Source organism: Streptomyces sp. NPDC042336, from assembly GCF_055581985.1.
Genome location: NZ_JBVJEA010000013.1, coordinates 176,078 through 191,989 on the forward strand (window position 1 = coordinate 176,078; position 15,912 = coordinate 191,989).

Genomic DNA, 15,912 nt, shown 5'->3' on the forward strand with positions numbered 1-15,912 from the left:
TCCGCCGGGTGACTGAGCCGGACAGCTGAGACAGCGGGTCCGTGGGTCAGTGCGGCAAACCCGTCGGCCGATAGGACGAAGCCCGGTCGGTCGGGCGGCCGAGGCCGCCGAAAGTGGAGCTGAGCCCTTCGGCCGGGTGACTGAGCCGGACAGCGGGTCCGTGGGTCGGTGTGGCAAGCCCGTCGGCCGATGGGGCCAGGCCTGACAGGGGAGCGGCTGAACCCGGCGACCAGTGGGACCTAGCCCGGCAGCAGAGCGGCTGAACTCGTCGGCCGGGCGGCCGAGTCCCGCGGCTGGTCGGGCTTCCCCTTCGGCCGGGGGCTGAGCGGGGGGGGCGTTGGTCCTCGCCTCTGGGCGGCGGCGCGGGCGCGCTCGGGCGTGAGTGAGGGGGTGACCACCCGGACGGTGGTCACCCCCTCACACGCGGATGTCCTGGTGAGCCGCTGCCCCGACGGGGCTACTGGCCGCCCTGCTGCTCATCTCTGCGGCGCTGCCAGCGCTCGTCGATGCGGTCCATCATCGACCGTTTCTGTCGTCCTTGGCGGCGCGCTGCCTGCGGACCGGCACCGGCCGCCGGCTGCTGCTCGCCGGGTTTGGGGGCCTTGCGCCAGCCGGTCACGGCGAGCACCGCGCACCCCAGCATGACGAGGAAGCCCACCACGCTGAGCCACACCTGCTGGGCGACCATACCGGCCATGAGGAGCGCAATACCTACGAGGAAGCCCGCGACCGCCTGGTAGACCCGTCGCCGGGTGTACGTACGCAGCCCGCTTCCCTCGAGCGCTGTCGCGAACTTGGGATCTTCGGCGTACAGCGCTCGCTCCATCTGCTCGAGCATGCGCTGCTCGTGCTCCGAGAGCGGCACGGAGTCCTCCTCATCGTGCAGTCGCCGGGGCGACCCGGGGGGTCCCTTCAGGATAGGCAGGGAATCGCCCCCGTGAAACCCGCCCCTCTGCGCCAATTGACCAACCGGACTCCGTCATGGCCGTACCGGCTCGCTGAAGTTCCCATTCCCCAGCGGCCGACCCGTCATGCCGGGCGGTCTCCCTCGATCATACGGCGACTGCCCCCCGTTCGGGGGGCCTGTGGCGTACTCCATCTGCAGTCGCGCCCCTGATCAGCGCCTTACCCCACCGGTCGGCTCAGGCCCCCTCGGCCTCTCGCGTCTCACCGAGCACATGGAGCTGGGTGGCCACGGAGTGGAACGCGGCGAGTTCGGCCGCCGCGGCCTCCAGTTTCAGCAGGGCGTCCATGGCCCCGGGCTCGGTGTCCACCAGCCCGCCGGGGACGAGGTCGGCGAAGACCCGTACGCCGTGCACGGCGCCGATCCGGAGCCCGGCGGCCTCGACCAGCCCGGTGAGCTGCTCGGCGGTGAACCGGCGCGGCACCGGGTCCCCCGTGCCCCAGCGGCCGTCCGGGTCGCCCAGGGCCTGCCGGGCCTCCGTGAAGTGCCCGGCGAGGGCGCGCGCGAGCACGGCGCCGCCCAGGCCCGCGGCGAGCAGGCTCAGGACGCCGTCGGCGCGCAGGGCCGCCACCGCGTTGCGGACGCCCTCCGCGGGGTCGTCCACGTACTCCAGGACGCCGTGGCACAGCACCACGTCGTAGCCGGCCCGCTCGACCACGTCGAAGAGGCCGCCGGCGTCGCCCTGGACGCCTCGCACGCGGTCGGCGACACCGGCCTCGGCGGCGCGGCGCTCCAGGGCGAACAGGGCGTTGGGGCTCGGGTCCACGACGGTGACGCGGTGGCCGAGGCCGGCCACGGGCACCGCGAAGTTGCCACTGCCGCCGCCGGTGTCCAGGACGTCCAGCGTCTGGCGGCCGGTGGCCTTGACCCGGCGGTCGAGGGCATCCTGGAGGACGTCCCAGACCACGGCGGTGCGCAGGGCGGCCCGGGAACGGGAGGGCTCGGAGCGCGGAGCCGCCGGGTGCGGTCGGGGCTGGGAGGCGGGCGGGCGCATCGGGTCCGACACGGCAGTTGACTCCTCGGCGCGGCACCGCCTCGGGCACGGGCGGAGCGAACGGGCTGCCGCCCCCAGCCCGGTGCGGTCAGGGGGAGGCTTCAGGCGAGTCCCACCCTATTGCCTGCGCCGCGCCCGCCGGGCACCCGTCCGCCCCCGCTCATCCGGCGTCCGGCAGGTCGCGGCCCGGGGGACCCGCGTCGGAGCGGCCGGGCCGCTCGGGGCCCGGCCGCTCGGCGTCGGGCCGGGGCTGGGGCAGGACCGGCTGGAGGACCAGCATCCGCTCCACCAGGCGCAGGAACATCGCCACGTCCCGTATCAGGTCGTCGGCGTCCCGGCGGCCCGCCGCGCCCTGGATGCCCGCCTCGGCGCGGGCGCGGCGCCGCGCGCCGGAGGCGAACAGCGCGCTCCAGTCGGACAGCTCGGGCGCGATCTCGGGCAGCACCTCCCAGGCGCTGCGGATGCGGGCCCTGGCCCGCGGACTGGTCTCCGGGCGGCCGCGCGCGGCCAGCACGGCGGCGGCGGTGCGCAGGGCGGCGAGGTGGGCCGTCGCGTACCGCTCGTTCGGCGTTTCCAGGGCGGTGGCCTCCTCCAGTCCGGCCCGGGCCTGGGCGAGCAGGTCGAGGGCGGCGGGCGGGGCGGTCGTCCGGCGGAGCACGGGGTGCACGTCGCTCGCCGGTCCGGTCAGTGAGGGTGCAGGGCCGGCTGCGCGGCGCCGCCGGGCGGCGGCTGCGGACGAGTGGGCCATGACGATCCTCCTGTCGTCTCCGTGACGGCACGCCCCGGGCAGGAGGTGCCGTATGTGCCCATCGTGAGGTATGGCACTGACAATCCGTTCTGACCTGGACCTTTGTTTCGATCGACAGTTCGGTTCGGGTCCCGGGCGGGCCTGCGGTGACGTCCCCGCGCAGGGTGCTGTGAGAATCGGGACCATGGAAAGCAGCAGCACCGCCCCGCAGAGCGGCAGCCGTCGCGAGGCCACCCGGCAGAAGCTCTACGAGGCGGCGGTCACTCTCATCGCCGAGCAGGGCTTCTCCGCCACCACCGTGGACGAGATCGCCGAGCGGGCCGGGGTCGCGAAGGGCACGGTCTACTACAACTTCGCCAGCAAGTCCGTCCTCTTCGAGGAGCTGCTGCGGCACGGTGTGGGCCTGCTGACCGCCTCGCTGCGCCAGGCCGCGCAGCAGGCGGCCCGGGAGGGCCGCGGCCGGGTCGACGCCCTGGACGCGATGATCCGCGCGGGGCTCGTGTTCATCGACCGCTACCCGGCCTTCACCCAGCTGTACGTGGCCGAGCTGTGGCGCACCAACCGGGCCTGGCAGTCCACGCTGCTGGTGGTCCGCCAGGAGGCCGTGGCGGTGGTGGAGGGCGTGCTGCGCGAGGGCGTGGCGAGCGGTGAGTTCAGCGAGGAGATCGACGTGCCGCTGACCGCCGCGGCGCTGGTCGGCATGGTGCTGGTGGCCGCGCTGGACTGGAAGGCGTTCCAGCCGGAACGCTCCCTGGACGACGTGCACGCCGCGCTGTCGCGGCTGCTCCAGGGGCGCGTCAGCGGCCGGGGCTGAGCGCGGGCCGCGCACGAAGAACGCCGGTCCGTGGTGGCCGCGTCCCCCGCGGGCCGCCGTCGGACCGGCGCCTTCTCCTGCTCCCCCGTACGTCCCCCCGTCGGAACTCCCGTCACCGGTCGTCCCTCCGGGCTCCCCCGTGCCTCGCTCCCGCCGACCACGGTCGGCGGAAGGAGCGGATCGCGGGCCCGGCTCCGTTCCGGCGCCCCGTGCCGCCGGTGCCGGAGCCGTGCCCCTCTCCGTGCCTCCACTCTCTCGTTCCCGCAGGTCGGAGCCCATCCGTGCGCGTACTCATCTGGCGGACTGAGTACGGCTACTCAGCCCTGGGCACCCCGGCTCACGGCGCGGCGCCGCCGGCCGGTCCCTTGGACGTCCGCTTTGGTGCTCAGCCCTCGCACGGCGGTGTCGGTGGCGGCGGATAAAGTCCCTGGCATGGCACGGATTGCGGTGATCGGCGCCGGGATGGGCGCCATGGCGGCGGCCGCCCGGCTGGCCGTCGCGGGCCACCGGGTGGTGGTGTACGAGCGGACGCGGACATACGGCGGAGCCCTGGGCCGCTTCGAGCGTGACGGGTTCTCCTTCGACACCGGCCCCGGTCTGCTCCCGCTGCCCGCGGTCTGGCGCGATCTGTTCGTCAAGACCGGCAAGGAGCCGCTGGAGTCGTGCGTCCGGCTGGTCCAGGTCGACCCGTCGTCCCGGCACGTGTTCGCCGACGGCACGGAGGTCTCGCTGCCGAACGCCTCGCGGGCGGGTGTCGTCGCCGCCCTGGACGCGGCGCTCGGTGCGGGGGCCGGGCAGCGTTGGGGCGACTTCCTGGTGCGGGCCCGGGAGACCTGGGACCGGACCCGCCGCCCCCTCCTGGAGGAGCCGCTGTGGCCGAACTGGCGGGTGCTGGCCGGGCGCGAACCCTATCCGGCGGTCCCGCACAAGCGGCTGCTGCGCACCCGCCGGGCGGGCACGCTCGCCGAGGTCGGTGCCTGGGAGCTGCGCGACGCCCGGCTCACCGCCCTGCTGGAGAGCCACGCGCTCGCCCATGGCCTGGACCCCCGCACCGCCCCGGCGAACGGCGCCGTCCTGCCGTACATGGAGTACGCGTTCGGCGTCTGGTACGTGCGCGGCGGCGGTCTGCGGGAGCTGGCGCGGGCGGTGTACGAGCGGTGTCTGGCCCGCCGCGTCGAGTTCCGCTTCGGCGCCGAGGTCACCGGGATCGTCGAGAAGGACGGCCGGGTGGCGGGCGTGGAGCTGGCCGAAGGGGCCGTGGCGGAGGCCGAGTTGGTGGTCTCCGGCGTGGCGCCGGACGTGCTGGACCGCCTGTGCGGTGGCTCGCCGGTGCGCGGCGAGGACGAGGTGCCCGCACGGCGCGGTGGGGCGAGCCGGCTGACGGTGCTGCTGGCGCTGCGGGGCGGCCGCCCGGAAGGCACGGCGCACCGGACGGTGGTGCACGCGGCGGACCGCGAGGTGGAGTTGGACCGCCTGTTCGGCGCCGCTCCCGGGATGGCCGCGCGGCCGACCGTCACGGTCCTGCGGCCCGACGACCCGGCGCTGGTCCCGGACGCGGACCATGAGGCGGTCACCCTCTCCGCGGCGGTGCCTGCCCTGGGCGGCGCGTCGGACCGGCCCACGACCGAGGAGATCGACCGACGGCCCGAGCAGTTGATCGACGTCGCCGCGCGGGCGGTGCCCGGCCTGCGCGACCGCCTCCTGTGGCACGAGGTGCGCACCCCGGCCGAGGTCGCGGCGGACACCGGTGTGACGGACGGCGCGATTCCGGCGCCGGCGCTGGCGGGCGCCGGCGGACGGCTGCTGCACCCGGCGAACGGCACGCGCAGGGAGGGTCTGTTCACGGTCGGCGGCTGGTCGCACCCCGGCGGCGGTCTGCCGCACGCGGGCATGTCGGGCGCGCTGGTCGCCGGACTCGTGGTGGAGGGACCGGAGTTCCGCGGTTCCCAGTGAGCGGTCCGGGCGGGCCGCTCAGTAGCGGTACTGCTCGTCGTAGCCCTGGTCCTGAGGCCGGCCGTTGCCCTGGTAGGGGTACGGCTGCTGCTCGGGCGGGAGTTCGCCGCCGTAGGGGTCGTCGGTGCTGCGCTGCTGCGGCACCCACACTCCGCCGGCCGGGGTCTCGCCGCCGTGGCCGCCGGGCGCCCCGGTGGCGTACTGGTCCTGCCCGTAGGCCTGCTGGCCGTAGTCCTGCGCACCGGTCGTGTCGTAGCCGCCGGTGTCGTACGCCCCGCCGCCGTAGGTGGGGGTGCCGATGTACGGATCGGAGTAAGCGGCGTACGGCTGCTGGGCGCCGGTGTCGTAGCCGTAGTCCTGCTGCTGGCCGTAGCCGGAGTAGTCGTAGGTGTAGGCCTGGTCGGCGCCCGGCGCGGTGGCCGCCTGCTGCTGGCCGGTGCCGTAACCGGCGTCGGCGTACACGCCGTACGAGCCGGTGTCGTCCGGCATGGGCTGCGGTTCGTAGACGGCGGTGGTCTCCGCGGCCGTGGGATCGGCGGGGCGGGCCGGGGTGAAGACGTCGTCGCGGTCGTAGTCGTCGTGCCCGTACGGCGCGTCCTGACCCGGGGCGGGCGCCTGGGCGCGCTCGGCGTAGCCGTCGTGGTGGTCCCGGCCGCCCTCGGCGGGTCCGAGCCCGGAGACCTCCAACGACGGTTCCCGGCGGCCCCGTTCGGGACGTCCGCGCTTGCCGACGAGGCTCGCCGGGGCGTTGACCGCCCAGCCGGCCTCGAAGCCGCGACGGAACGACAGGGTGACGTAGGTCTGGCCGACCGCGAAGGCGGCGGCGCCGAGACCGATGACGAGCACGTTGGACATCAGCACGCCGGCGACGACGCCGACGAAGCCGCCGAAGGCGAGCAGCCGCCAGCGCAGCCGCGCCTTGTACTGCAGCAGCACCTCGCCGAGCAGCCACAGCGCGACGACGCCGAACGCGATGTAGAGGACCGTCCAGCCCATGTACGCCCCTCTCCCAGTGGCCGTTACGCAGTGTGTCGCAAATACGTGCGGCCGGTCTAGGCCCGCGGTGGGTGGTGCAGGCCCAGGTTCTCGTAGATTTCCAGGGTCGCCGTGGAGTTGTTGAGCGTGATGAAGTGCAGTCCTGGCACACCCTCGGCCAGCAGCCGCGCGCAGAACTCCGTGGCGAACTCGATGCCGATCGAGCGTACAGCCGCGGGATCGTCCTTCGCTGCGAGGATCCGCTCTTTCAGCTCCGGCGGGAACGAGGCGTTGCTGAGCTTCGGCAACCTCTCCAGCATCTTCACACTGGTCACCGGCATGACCTCGGGAATGACCGGGGTCTCGCATCCTGCCGCGACGACCCGGTCGCGCAGCCGGAGATAGGACTCGGGCTGGAAGAACATCTGGGTGATGGCGTAGTCGGCGCCGGCCCGGCACTTGTCGACGAAGTGCGCGACGTCCGCGTCCCAGTCGGCGGAGCGCGGGTGCATCTCCGGGAAGGCCGCGACGCCGACGCAGAAGTCGCCCGACTCCTTGATGAGCCTGACCAGTTCGGCGGCGTACGTCAGGCCCTCGGGGTGCGCGATCCAGTCGGCGCCCGGGTCGCCGGGCGGGTCGCCGCGCACGGCCAGCATGTTGCGGATCCCGGCGTCGGCGTACTGACCGATGATGTTGCGCAGCTCGGCGACGGAGTGGTCGACGGCGGTGAGGTGGGCCACCGGGGTCAGCGTGGTGTCGGCCACGATCTGCTGGGTCTCGCGGACCGTGCCCGCGCGCGTGGAGCCGCCCGCGCCGTAGGTGACGGAGACGAAGTCCGGGGCCACGGCCTCGACCCGCCTCAGCGCGCTCCACAGGTTCTTCTCGCCCTTGGGCGTCTTCGGCGCCGAGAACTCGAACGAGTACGTCGTCTTGCCGGTGGCGAGGATGTCACGCACCGTGCGGGCGCGATCAGTCCTCGTGCTTGCGGTTCCGAGGGCCATATGGGCAGGTTAGCCAGGGTGCGGCGGTCGCCCAACCGGATGCGGGACATTTGTCCACATTGTCGAGTTGTTGTCCATCCCTTGGACACCCGCTCGCCTCCCGCTCACCTCCCGCTCACCGGCTCGCCTCCTGCCCGCCCGCGCCGACGCTCGGCTACGCCTGTGCCGGGGCCTGCCGCAGCCGCTTCGCGAACTCGGCCGCCGCCGCGCCCGGGTCGTCGGCGGCGGTGATCGCGCGGACCACGACCACCCGCCGGGCACCCGCGTCCAGCACCTCGTCCAGGTTGCCCAGGTCGATGCCGCCGATGGCGAACCAGGGGCGGTCGGTGCCCAGCGCCGCCGTGTGGCGGACCAGGTCCAGGCCGGGTGCGTGGCGACCGGGCTTGGTGGGGGTGGGCCAGCACGGACCGGTGCAGAAGTAGTCCACGCCCTCCTGGGCGGCGGCAGCGGCGGCCTCGGACTCGGCGTGCGTGGAGCGGCCGACGAGGACGTCGTCGCCGAGGATCGCCCGGGCGGCGGGCACCGGCAGGTCGCCCTGGCCGAGGTGCAGCACGTCGGCGCGGGCGGCGTGGGCGACGTCCGCGCGGTCGTTGACGGCGAGGAGTCTGCCGTGGCGGGCGCAGGCGTCGGCGAAGACCTCCAGGTGCTCCAGCTCCTCCCCCGCCTCCATCCCCTTGTCCCGCAACTGCACGATGTCGACGCCCGCGGCGAGCACGGCGTCCAGGAAGTCGGGCAGGTCGCCCTGGCTCCGGCGGGCGTCCGTGCACAGGTAGAGCCGGGCGTCGGCGAGCTGCGCGCGGGCGGTGGTCGCGGCGGTGTCGGGCATGCGGGTGTCCCCCCGGGTCGGGTGGCGCGGGCCCGCGACGGGCCGCGCGCCGGTGGCGTACGGGCACGGGCGCCCGGCGTGCGTGGGCCCGCACGCCGGGCGGTGTGGCGGATCGGCGACGGGGCCGGTCAGACGGCGAGCGCCTGGGCGCGCCGCTTCACCTCCGTACCGCGATTCTCACTCAGGGCCTGGGCCGGGGTGCCGGGCAGGCTCGGGTCGGGCGTGAAGAGCCACTCCAGCATCTCCTCGGCCGTGAAGCCGTCGTCCCGCAGCAGCGTCAGGGTCCCGGCCAGGCCCTTGACGACCTTGTCCTCGTCGATGAAGGCCGCGGGGATGTGCAGTGCGCGGTTCTCACCGCGGCGTACGGCGATGAGCTGGCCTTCCCTGATCAGCTGGCGTACCCGGGTCACCTCGACACCGAGCTTCTCGGCAATGTCGGGAACGGTGAGCCAGGCGGGTACGAGAGCATCGGTCTTTGCGTCAATCTCGGTCACGTCTACAGCCTGCCACCTGGCACTGACAGTCGGAAACCGGACTACGCCGTGGCCGCCGTCGCCGCCTTCAGCGGCTTCGCCGGGTCGGCCAGCAGGACCGGGTCCATGGCCGTCCCCGCCTCGATCAGGCGTCTGCCCTGCGCCAGGTCGCGGGGACGGCCCACCGCCAGCAGGGCGACCAGGCGGCCCTCGCGCAGCCAGCAGACCGTCCACGCCGGGCTCGCCGGGTCGCCGCGCCACAGGGTGGTGTCCGCGGACGCGTGGTGACCGGCGTACTGGACGAAGCGGCCGAACTGCTCGGACCAGAAGTACGGCACCGGGTCGTAGGCCGGCGGGACCGAACCGCCCGGGGCGCCGACGATGTCGGCGGCGACCGTGCGCGGGCCCTGGAGGGCGTTGTCCCAGTGGTGCACCAGCAGCCGCTCGCCGTAGCGGGCGGAGGGGAAGGACGCGCAGTCGCCGACCGCGTGGACGTCCGGTGCGGAGGTGCGCAGGTGGTCGTCGGCCAGGACCTCGCCGTGCGCGCCGAGGGCGATGCCGGACCCGGCCAGCCAGCCGGTGGCGGGGCGGGCGCCGATGCCGACGACGACCGCGCCGGCGGGCAGCCGGGTGCCGTCGTCGAGGACGACCCGGCCGGGCTCACCGGGGCCACCGGGCTCGACGCGCTCCACGCGCGCGTGGGTGCGCAGGGCGGCGCCCGCGTCGGCGTACCAGGCGGTCATCGGCGCGGCGACCTCGGCGGGCAGCGCGTCGGCCAGCGGCCGGCCGGCGGCCTCCACCACGGTCACCGCGCAGCCCGCCTCGCGCGCGGCGGTGGCGAACTCGGCGCCGATCCAGCCCGCGCCGACCACCACGATGTCGTGCTGCCGGGCGAGCACGGGCCGCAGCCGTTCGGCGTCGTCCAGGGTGCGCAGCAGGTGGACGCCGGGCACGCCCTCGGCGCCCGGGAGGCGGACCGGTTCGGCGCCGGTCGCGAGGACCAGGACGTCGTACGGCACGGGTCCCTCGGAGGTGTCCAGGACGTGCTCGCCGGGGCGGACGCCCAGGGCCTCGCAGCCCAGCCGCAGGGTGATGCCGAGCGCCTCGAAGTCGACGTCGAAGGCGGAGCCCTCGGCGGTGCCGAGCAGGACGGCCTTGGACAGCGGGGGGCGGTCGTACGGTTGGTGCGGCTCCGCGCCGATCAGGGTCACCGGGCCGGTGAAGCCCTGTTCCCGCAGGGCGACCGCGGTCTGCACGCCCGCCATCCCCGCGCCCACGACCACCGCACGCCGCTCGGCGTCCGCCGCCGGTCCCTGTCCCCGTTCCCGCGTCTGCTCGCTCACCTGATCACCATAGACACCTGACGATCCGCCGGTCAGTGCCCGTGGCGGGTGAGCTGCCCGGCGGCTCCCGGCCCCGTGGCGCGGTGAGGCTCCCTTACAGGTGAGCCGCCCCGCGGGCTAGGGTGGCCGGCGTAAGGCACTCGCGGGAGCCCGGACGCACCGGGCTGAGAGGGAGGCTGGCGGCCTCCGACCGTACGAACCTGATCCGGGTCATGCCGGCGAAGGGAGGGGCTGGACGCCCATGTCGTCTCCACCACACATGCCTCGTACGCCTCATGCGTCTCGTACGCCCGACGTTCTCGTCGTCGGCGGCGGGATCATCGGGCTCGTCACCGCCTGGCGGGCCGCGCAGCGCGGGCTGGCCACGGCCCTCGTGGACCCCGAACCGGGCGGCGGGGCGGCCCAGGTGGCGGCCGGGATGCTGGCCGCCGTCACGGAGCTGCACTACGGCGAGGAGACGCTGCTCGCGCTGAACCTCGCCTCGGCCCGCCGCTACCCGGAGTTCGCGGCCGAGCTGACCGAGCTGACCGGCCACGACCTCGGTTACCGCCGCTGCGGCACGCTCGCCGTCGCACTGGACGCCGACGACCGCGCCCACCTGCGTGAACTGCACGCGCTCCAGCAGCGCTCCGGCCTGGACTCCGAGTGGCTGTCGGGGCGCGAGTGCCGGCGTCTGGAGCCGATGCTCGCGCCGGGCGTGCGCGGGGGACTCCGGGTGGACGGCGACCACCAGATCGACCCCCGCCGTCTCACCCACGCGCTGGTCGCGGCCTGCGAACAGGCGGGCGTGGCCTTCCACCGGGTGTGGGCCGAGCGGCTCACCGTCGGGCGCGGGGACCGGGCCACGGGCGTCGTCACCGCCGACGCCACCGCGCTGGAGGCCGGGCAGGTGGTGCTGGCCGGGGGCAGCCTGAGCGGGCGGCTCACGGGCGTGCCGGAGGCCGTGCTGCCGCCGGTGCGGCCCGTGAAGGGGCAGGTGCTGCGGCTGACCATGCCGCGGACGCCGGGTCCGCTGCTGAACCGGACCGTGCGCGCCGTGGTGCGCGGCAACCACGTCTACCTGGTGCCCCGGGAGAGCGGCGAGCTGGTCGTCGGCGCCACCAGCGAGGAGCTGGGCTGGGACACGACGGTCACCGCGGGCGGCGTCTACGAGCTGCTGCGCGACGCGCACGAGCTGGTGCCCGGCATCACGGAGCTCCCCTTGGCGGAGACCCGCGCGGGTCTGCGCCCCGGCTCCCCGGACAACGCCCCGCTGCTCGGCCCGACCGCCCTGGACGGTCTGCTGCTGGCCACCGGTCACTACCGCAACGGCGTCCTGCTCACCCCCGTCACCGGCGACGTCATGGCGCACGTCCTGACCACCGGGGAGCTGCCGGACGAGGCCCGTCCCTTCACCCCCCGGCGCTTCGCCGCCGCCCCCGCACTCCCGGAACTCTCGGAGCAGCCCGCATGAACATCTCCGTCAACGGCGAGCCGCGCGAGGTGGCTCCCGGCACCGCCCTGGACGCCCTGGTGGGCACGCTCACCCGGGCCCCGTCCGGAGTGGCCGCCGCCCTGAACGAGACCGTCGTCCCGCGCGCGCGGTGGTCCGCCACCGCGCTGTCCGAGGGCGACCGCGTCGAGGTCCTCACCGCCGTCCAAGGAGGCTGACCATGGCCGACGATCCCTTTGTCCTCGGCGACGCGACGTACGCGTCCCGCCTGATCATGGGTACGGGCGGGGCGCCCAGCCTGGAGGTGCTGGAGCGCGCGCTGGTGGCCTCCGGGACGGAGCTGACGACCGTCGCGATGCGGCGGGTGAACGCCTCGGTGCACGGGTCCGTGCTGTCCGTGCTGGAGCGGCTCCGCATCCGGGTGCTGCCGAACACGGCCGGCTGCTTCACCGCCGGGGAAGCGGTGCTCACCGCCCGCCTGGCGCGCGAGGCGCTCGGCACGGACCTGGTCAAGCTGGAGGTCATCGCCGACGAGCGCACGCTGCTGCCGGACCCGGTCGAGCTGCTGGACGCGGCGGAGACGCTGGTCGACGACGGGTTCACCGTACTGCCGTACACCAACGACGATCCGGTGCTCGCGCGGAAGCTGGAGGACGTCGGGTGTGCGGCGATCATGCCGCTGGGCTCGCCGATCGGGTCCGGGCTCGGGATCCGCAACCCGCACAACTTCCAGCTGATCGTGGAGCACGCGCGTGTGCCGGTGATCCTGGACGCGGGGGCCGGTACGGCGTCGGACGTGGCCCTGGCGATGGAGCTGGGGTGCGCGGGTGTGATGCTGGCCTCGGCGGTGACGCGGGCGCAGGAGCCGGTGCTGATGGCTTCCGCGATGCGCTCCGCGGTGGAGGCGGGGCGGCTGGCGCGGCGGGCTGGGCGGATTCCGCGGCGGCATTTCGCCGAGGCGTCGTCTCCCGCGGACGGCTTGGCGGTACTGGATCCGGAGCGGCCGGCTTTTTAGGCCCGGGCGTCGGGGCCGGCAGGGCTGCCCGCAGCCGTGTTCGGTACGTCACAGACGCGCTGCAGTCCCGGTGCGATTGCGTTCGGCGACGCGGGGTGTCCGTGGCGGCTCGTAGACTCACCTGCGTGGACACGACCCTTCAGGACCCTCTCGTCGGGCAGGTGCTCGACGGCCGGTACCGCGTCGAGGCGCGGATCGCGGTCGGCGGGATGGCCACGGTCTACCGGGCCGTGGACACCCGCCTGGACCGCGTGCTCGCGCTGAAGGTGATGCACCCGACGCTCGCGACCGACGCCACCTTCGTCGAGCGGTTCATCCGCGAGGCCAAGTCGGTGGCCCGGCTCGACCACCCGAATGTCGTCCAGGTCTTCGACCAGGGTGCCGAGGGGGCGTACGTCTACCTGGCGATGGAGTACATCGCGGGCTGCACCCTGCGGGACGTGCTGCGCGAGCGCGGGGCGCTCAGGCCGCGGGCCGCGCTGGACATCCTGGAGCCGGTGCTCGCCGCGCTCGGTGCCGCGCACCGGGCGGGGTTCGTGCACCGGGACATGAAGCCGGAGAACGTGCTGATAGGCGACGACGGCCGGGTCAAGGTCGCCGACTTCGGTCTGGTCCGTGCCGTGGACACCGTCACCAGCACCACCGGTGCCGTCCTCGGCACCGTCTCCTATCTGGCGCCCGAGCAGATCGAGCACGGCACCGCCGATCCCAGGGTCGACGTCTACGCGTGCGGTGTCGTGCTGTACGAGATGCTGACCGGCACCAAGCCGCACGACGGGGACTCGCCCGCGGCGGTGCTCTACAAGCACCTCCACGAGGACGTGCCGCCGCCGTCGGCTTCCGTCCCGGAGATGGCGTACGAGCTGGACGAGCTGGTCGCCGCGGCGACCGCGCGCACCCCGGGGATCCGGCCGCACGACGCCGTGGCGCTGCTCGCGCGGGCCCGCGAGGCGCGTGAGGCACTGAGCGCGGCGCAGCTGGACGCGGTGCCGCCGCAGGCGCTCGCCGCGGAGCACGACAACGCCGAGGACCGCACGAGCGTGATCCCGCGCGCGCTGACGATGCCCCGGCCGCTGCCCGTCAACGAGGACGACGAGCCCGCCGGCACGGAGGGCCGCTTCGCCTCGGACGGGATCAACCGCACCAGCCGGCTGGCGGCTCCCCCGCCTGCCTCCTCCCCGTCCCGGGGCCTCCGGCTGCGCCGCGGGCCGCTGACGGTCGTCGTGGCCGTCCTGCTGGTGCTCGGGGTCGGCACGGGCGTCTGGTACATCAACTCCGGCCAGTTCACCAAGGTGCCGCCGCTGCTCTCCAAGACCGAGGCACAGGCCCGGGACCGGCTGGACGACGCCGGTCTCGACGTCGGCAAGGTGCGGCACGCCTACAGCGACACCGTGGAGCGCGGCAAGGTCATCAGCACCGACCCCGGGGTGGGCGACCGCATCCGGAAGAACGACTCCGTGTCCCTCACGGTCTCCGACGGCCCCGACACCGTGAAGCTGCCGGACGTGTCGGGCTACAAGCTGGACAAGGCGCGCACCCTGCTGGAGGACGAGGGGCTGGAGCCGGGCATGGTGACCCGGGCGTTCAGTGACGAGGTGGCCAAGGGCTTCGTGATCTCCACCAAGCCCCGGTCGGGCACCACGGTGCGCGCGGGCTCGGCGGTCGCCCTGGTCGTCAGCAAGGGCAGCCCGATCGACGTCCCGGACGTCACCGGCGACGACCTGGACGAGGCGCGGGCCGAGCTGGAGGGGGCCGGCCTGAAGGTGAAGGTCGCCGACGGGCAGGTCAACTCGGAGTACGACAGCGGCCAGGTGGCCCGGCAGACGCCGGAGCCGGGCGGCCGGGCCGCCGAGGGCGACACGGTGACGCTCACGGTGTCGAAGGGCCCCCGGATGATCGAGGTCCCGGACGTGGTCGGGGACAGCGTGGACGACGCCAAGGGCAAGCTCCAGGACGCGGGCTTCGAGGTGGACGAGGACCGCGGTCTGCTCGGACTGTTCGGCGACACCGTCAAGAAGCAGTCCGTGGACGGCGGGGACACGGCTCCCGAGGGCTCTACCGTCACCATCACGATCCGCTGACACACGACTGGCCCGGGCGACGGGGCACGGGACCGGGCGCCGCGCGCGGCAGCCGCCCGAGTCGGTCGAACAGGCCGAACATCTGGTCAACCGACCGTGCGCAAAGGGCTGTTGCCCTCCCTGCTCCCCCAGGCGGGGACCACTGCTTCCGCGGCCGGTCGGGGCCCGCCGCCCGCGCCGGGGCCGCCGGACCCGGACGACGGCCCGTTCGACGGCGAGGCGGTGGACGACGCCCCCTGCCGGCTGCTGCTCGACGGCCGGCTCGCGATGCCCGGCCCGGTGGCGCGAACCTGACGACGCCCCCATGTGCGCCCACCGGGCTCGGCAGCGCCGGCGCGGTCGTACCCTGACCCGGGGTCCGCCCGCACGCCCTGGCATCCTTGGTGCGGACATGAGCACCGCATCCTTCTCCCCCGTGCCGCGCAACCCCGTCGGCGGCCACGTCCCCGTGGCCGGCGGGCTGCACTCCGTCGGCCTGTCCTACGCCCGTGAGCTGAAGGCGGAGACCGTGCAGGTCTTCGTCGCCAACCCGCGGGGCTGGGCCACCCCGGCCGGCAATCCGAAGCAGGACGAGGCCTTCCGCGAGGCCTGCGCCGCCGGATCGGTCCCCGCGTACGTGCACGCGCCGTACCTGATCAACTTCGGTTCGCACACCGAGGCGACGGTGGAGCGGTCGGTTCAGTCGCTGCGGCACTCGCTGCGGCGCGGGCGGGCCATCGGGGCGCGCGGCGTGGTGGTGCACACCGGGAGCGCGACCGGTGGACGGGAGAGGTCGGTGGCGCTGAAGCAGGTGCGCGAGCACATGCTGCCGCTGCTCGACGAGCTGGCCCACGACGACGACCCGTACCTGCTGCTGGAGTCCACGGCCGGCCAGGGCTCCTCCCTGTGCTCGCGGACCTGGGACTTCGGGCCGTACTTCGAGGCGCTGGACGCCCATCCGAAGCTGGGCGTGTGCCTGGACACGTGCCACATCTTCGCGGCGGGGCACGACCTGACCGGCCCGTCCGGCATGCACCGGACCCTCGACCTGCTGGTGGACACGGTCGGCGAGGGCCGGCTGAAGCTGATCCACGCCAACGACTCCAAGGACGTGGCCGGAGCGCACAAGGACCGGCACGAGAACATCGGCGCCGGCCACATCGGCGAGGACCCGTTCCGCGCGCTGATGACGCACCCGGCGACCGAGGGCGTGCCGCTGGTCATCGAGACGCCGGGCGGCAAGGAGGGGCACGCGGCGGACGTGGCGCGGCTGAAGAGGCTGCGCGACGGCTGACCCGCGAGGGGCCGCGCCGG

16 protein-coding genes and 1 riboswitch are annotated in these 15,912 nt (G+C 74.4%); of the genes, 8 read left to right on the forward strand and 8 right to left on the reverse strand.

Annotated elements, in window-relative coordinates:
* Positions 1 to 457: 457 nt before the first annotated feature.
* The 3 genes from ACZ6IM_RS26745 to ACZ6IM_RS26755 form a co-directional block, all read right to left on the reverse strand.
* Entirely contained in the window at positions 458 to 865 is a 408-nt protein-coding gene (locus ACZ6IM_RS26745) for a spore wall synthesis complex protein (RefSeq protein ID WP_052841604.1), read from the reverse strand.
* 277 nt (positions 866 to 1,142) lie between these two features.
* Positions 1,143 to 1,970, reverse strand: a complete 828-nt coding sequence (locus ACZ6IM_RS26750; protein WP_052841461.1) for a methyltransferase — start codon at positions 1,968 to 1,970, stop codon at positions 1,143 to 1,145.
* A 148-nt stretch (positions 1,971 to 2,118) separates the two neighbouring features.
* A complete protein-coding gene (locus ACZ6IM_RS26755) occupies positions 2,119 to 2,706 on the reverse strand; it encodes an SAV_6107 family HEPN domain-containing protein (RefSeq protein WP_469559689.1) in 588 nt (195 codons plus the stop codon).
* 184 nt (positions 2,707 to 2,890) lie between these two features.
* On the opposite strand from ACZ6IM_RS26755, the gene ACZ6IM_RS26760 reads away from it, so the two are divergent.
* Positions 2,891 to 3,520, forward strand: a complete 630-nt coding sequence (locus ACZ6IM_RS26760; protein WP_052841459.1) for a TetR/AcrR family transcriptional regulator — start codon at positions 2,891 to 2,893, stop codon at positions 3,518 to 3,520.
* Positions 3,521 to 3,952: 432 nt separating this feature from the next.
* On the forward strand, positions 3,953 to 5,473 hold the full coding sequence (locus tag ACZ6IM_RS26765; RefSeq protein WP_469559691.1) for a phytoene desaturase family protein: 1,521 nt from the start codon (positions 3,953 to 3,955) through the stop codon (positions 5,471 to 5,473).
* 18 nt (positions 5,474 to 5,491) lie between these two features.
* Here the strand turns inward: ACZ6IM_RS26765 and ACZ6IM_RS26770 are convergent, their stop codons facing one another.
* From ACZ6IM_RS26770 to ACZ6IM_RS26790, 5 genes are all read right to left on the reverse strand, one after another.
* Positions 5,492 to 6,469: an SCO2102 family sporulation regulator gene (locus tag ACZ6IM_RS26770; protein ID WP_052841457.1), complete on the reverse strand. Its 978-nt coding sequence runs from the start codon at positions 6,467 to 6,469 to the stop codon at positions 5,492 to 5,494.
* Between the two features lie 56 nt (positions 6,470 to 6,525).
* Positions 6,526 to 7,449 (reverse strand): methylenetetrahydrofolate reductase [NAD(P)H], encoded by a 924-nt coding sequence (gene metF, locus ACZ6IM_RS26775; RefSeq protein WP_052841456.1) that lies wholly within the window; start codon positions 7,447 to 7,449, stop codon positions 6,526 to 6,528.
* Between the two features lie 154 nt (positions 7,450 to 7,603).
* Positions 7,604 to 8,275 (reverse strand): thiamine phosphate synthase, encoded by a 672-nt coding sequence (gene thiE / locus ACZ6IM_RS26780; protein WP_052841455.1) that lies wholly within the window; start codon positions 8,273 to 8,275, stop codon positions 7,604 to 7,606.
* A gap of 128 nt (positions 8,276 to 8,403) precedes the next feature.
* Entirely contained in the window at positions 8,404 to 8,769 is a 366-nt protein-coding gene (locus ACZ6IM_RS26785; RefSeq protein WP_052841454.1) for an Rv2175c family DNA-binding protein, read from the reverse strand.
* Positions 8,770 to 8,810: 41 nt separating this feature from the next.
* Positions 8,811 to 10,091, reverse strand: coding sequence for an NAD(P)/FAD-dependent oxidoreductase (locus ACZ6IM_RS26790; RefSeq protein WP_469559695.1), 1,281 nt, complete (start codon positions 10,089 to 10,091; stop codon positions 8,811 to 8,813).
* A 132-nt stretch (positions 10,092 to 10,223) separates the two neighbouring features.
* Positions 10,224 to 10,335: riboswitch (TPP riboswitch) on the forward strand.
* Between ACZ6IM_RS26790 and thiO the strand changes: the two genes are divergently transcribed.
* From thiO to ACZ6IM_RS26820, 6 genes are all read left to right on the forward strand, one after another.
* Positions 10,333 to 11,544, forward strand: a complete 1,212-nt coding sequence (gene thiO, locus ACZ6IM_RS26795) for a glycine oxidase ThiO (RefSeq protein WP_469559698.1) — start codon at positions 10,333 to 10,335, stop codon at positions 11,542 to 11,544. (Overlaps the previous riboswitch by 3 nt.)
* Positions 11,541 to 11,741, forward strand: coding sequence for a sulfur carrier protein ThiS (gene thiS / locus ACZ6IM_RS26800; RefSeq protein ID WP_052841451.1), 201 nt, complete (start codon positions 11,541 to 11,543; stop codon positions 11,739 to 11,741). Before thiO ends, thiS begins: the two co-directional genes overlap by 4 nt.
* A 2-nt stretch (positions 11,742 to 11,743) precedes the next feature.
* Entirely contained in the window at positions 11,744 to 12,538 is a 795-nt protein-coding gene (locus tag ACZ6IM_RS26805) for a thiazole synthase (RefSeq protein WP_052841450.1), read from the forward strand.
* 125 nt (positions 12,539 to 12,663) lie between these two features.
* Positions 12,664 to 14,619 (forward strand): Stk1 family PASTA domain-containing Ser/Thr kinase, encoded by a 1,956-nt coding sequence (gene pknB, locus ACZ6IM_RS26810; protein ID WP_469559702.1) that lies wholly within the window; start codon positions 12,664 to 12,666, stop codon positions 14,617 to 14,619.
* A 96-nt stretch (positions 14,620 to 14,715) separates the two neighbouring features.
* A complete protein-coding gene (locus tag ACZ6IM_RS26815; protein WP_469559705.1) occupies positions 14,716 to 14,913 on the forward strand; it encodes a hypothetical protein in 198 nt (65 codons plus the stop codon).
* Positions 14,914 to 15,010: 97 nt separating this feature from the next.
* Entirely contained in the window at positions 15,011 to 15,892 is an 882-nt protein-coding gene (locus tag ACZ6IM_RS26820) for a deoxyribonuclease IV (protein ID WP_052841447.1), read from the forward strand.
* The last annotated feature ends 20 nt before the right edge of the window (positions 15,893 to 15,912 follow it).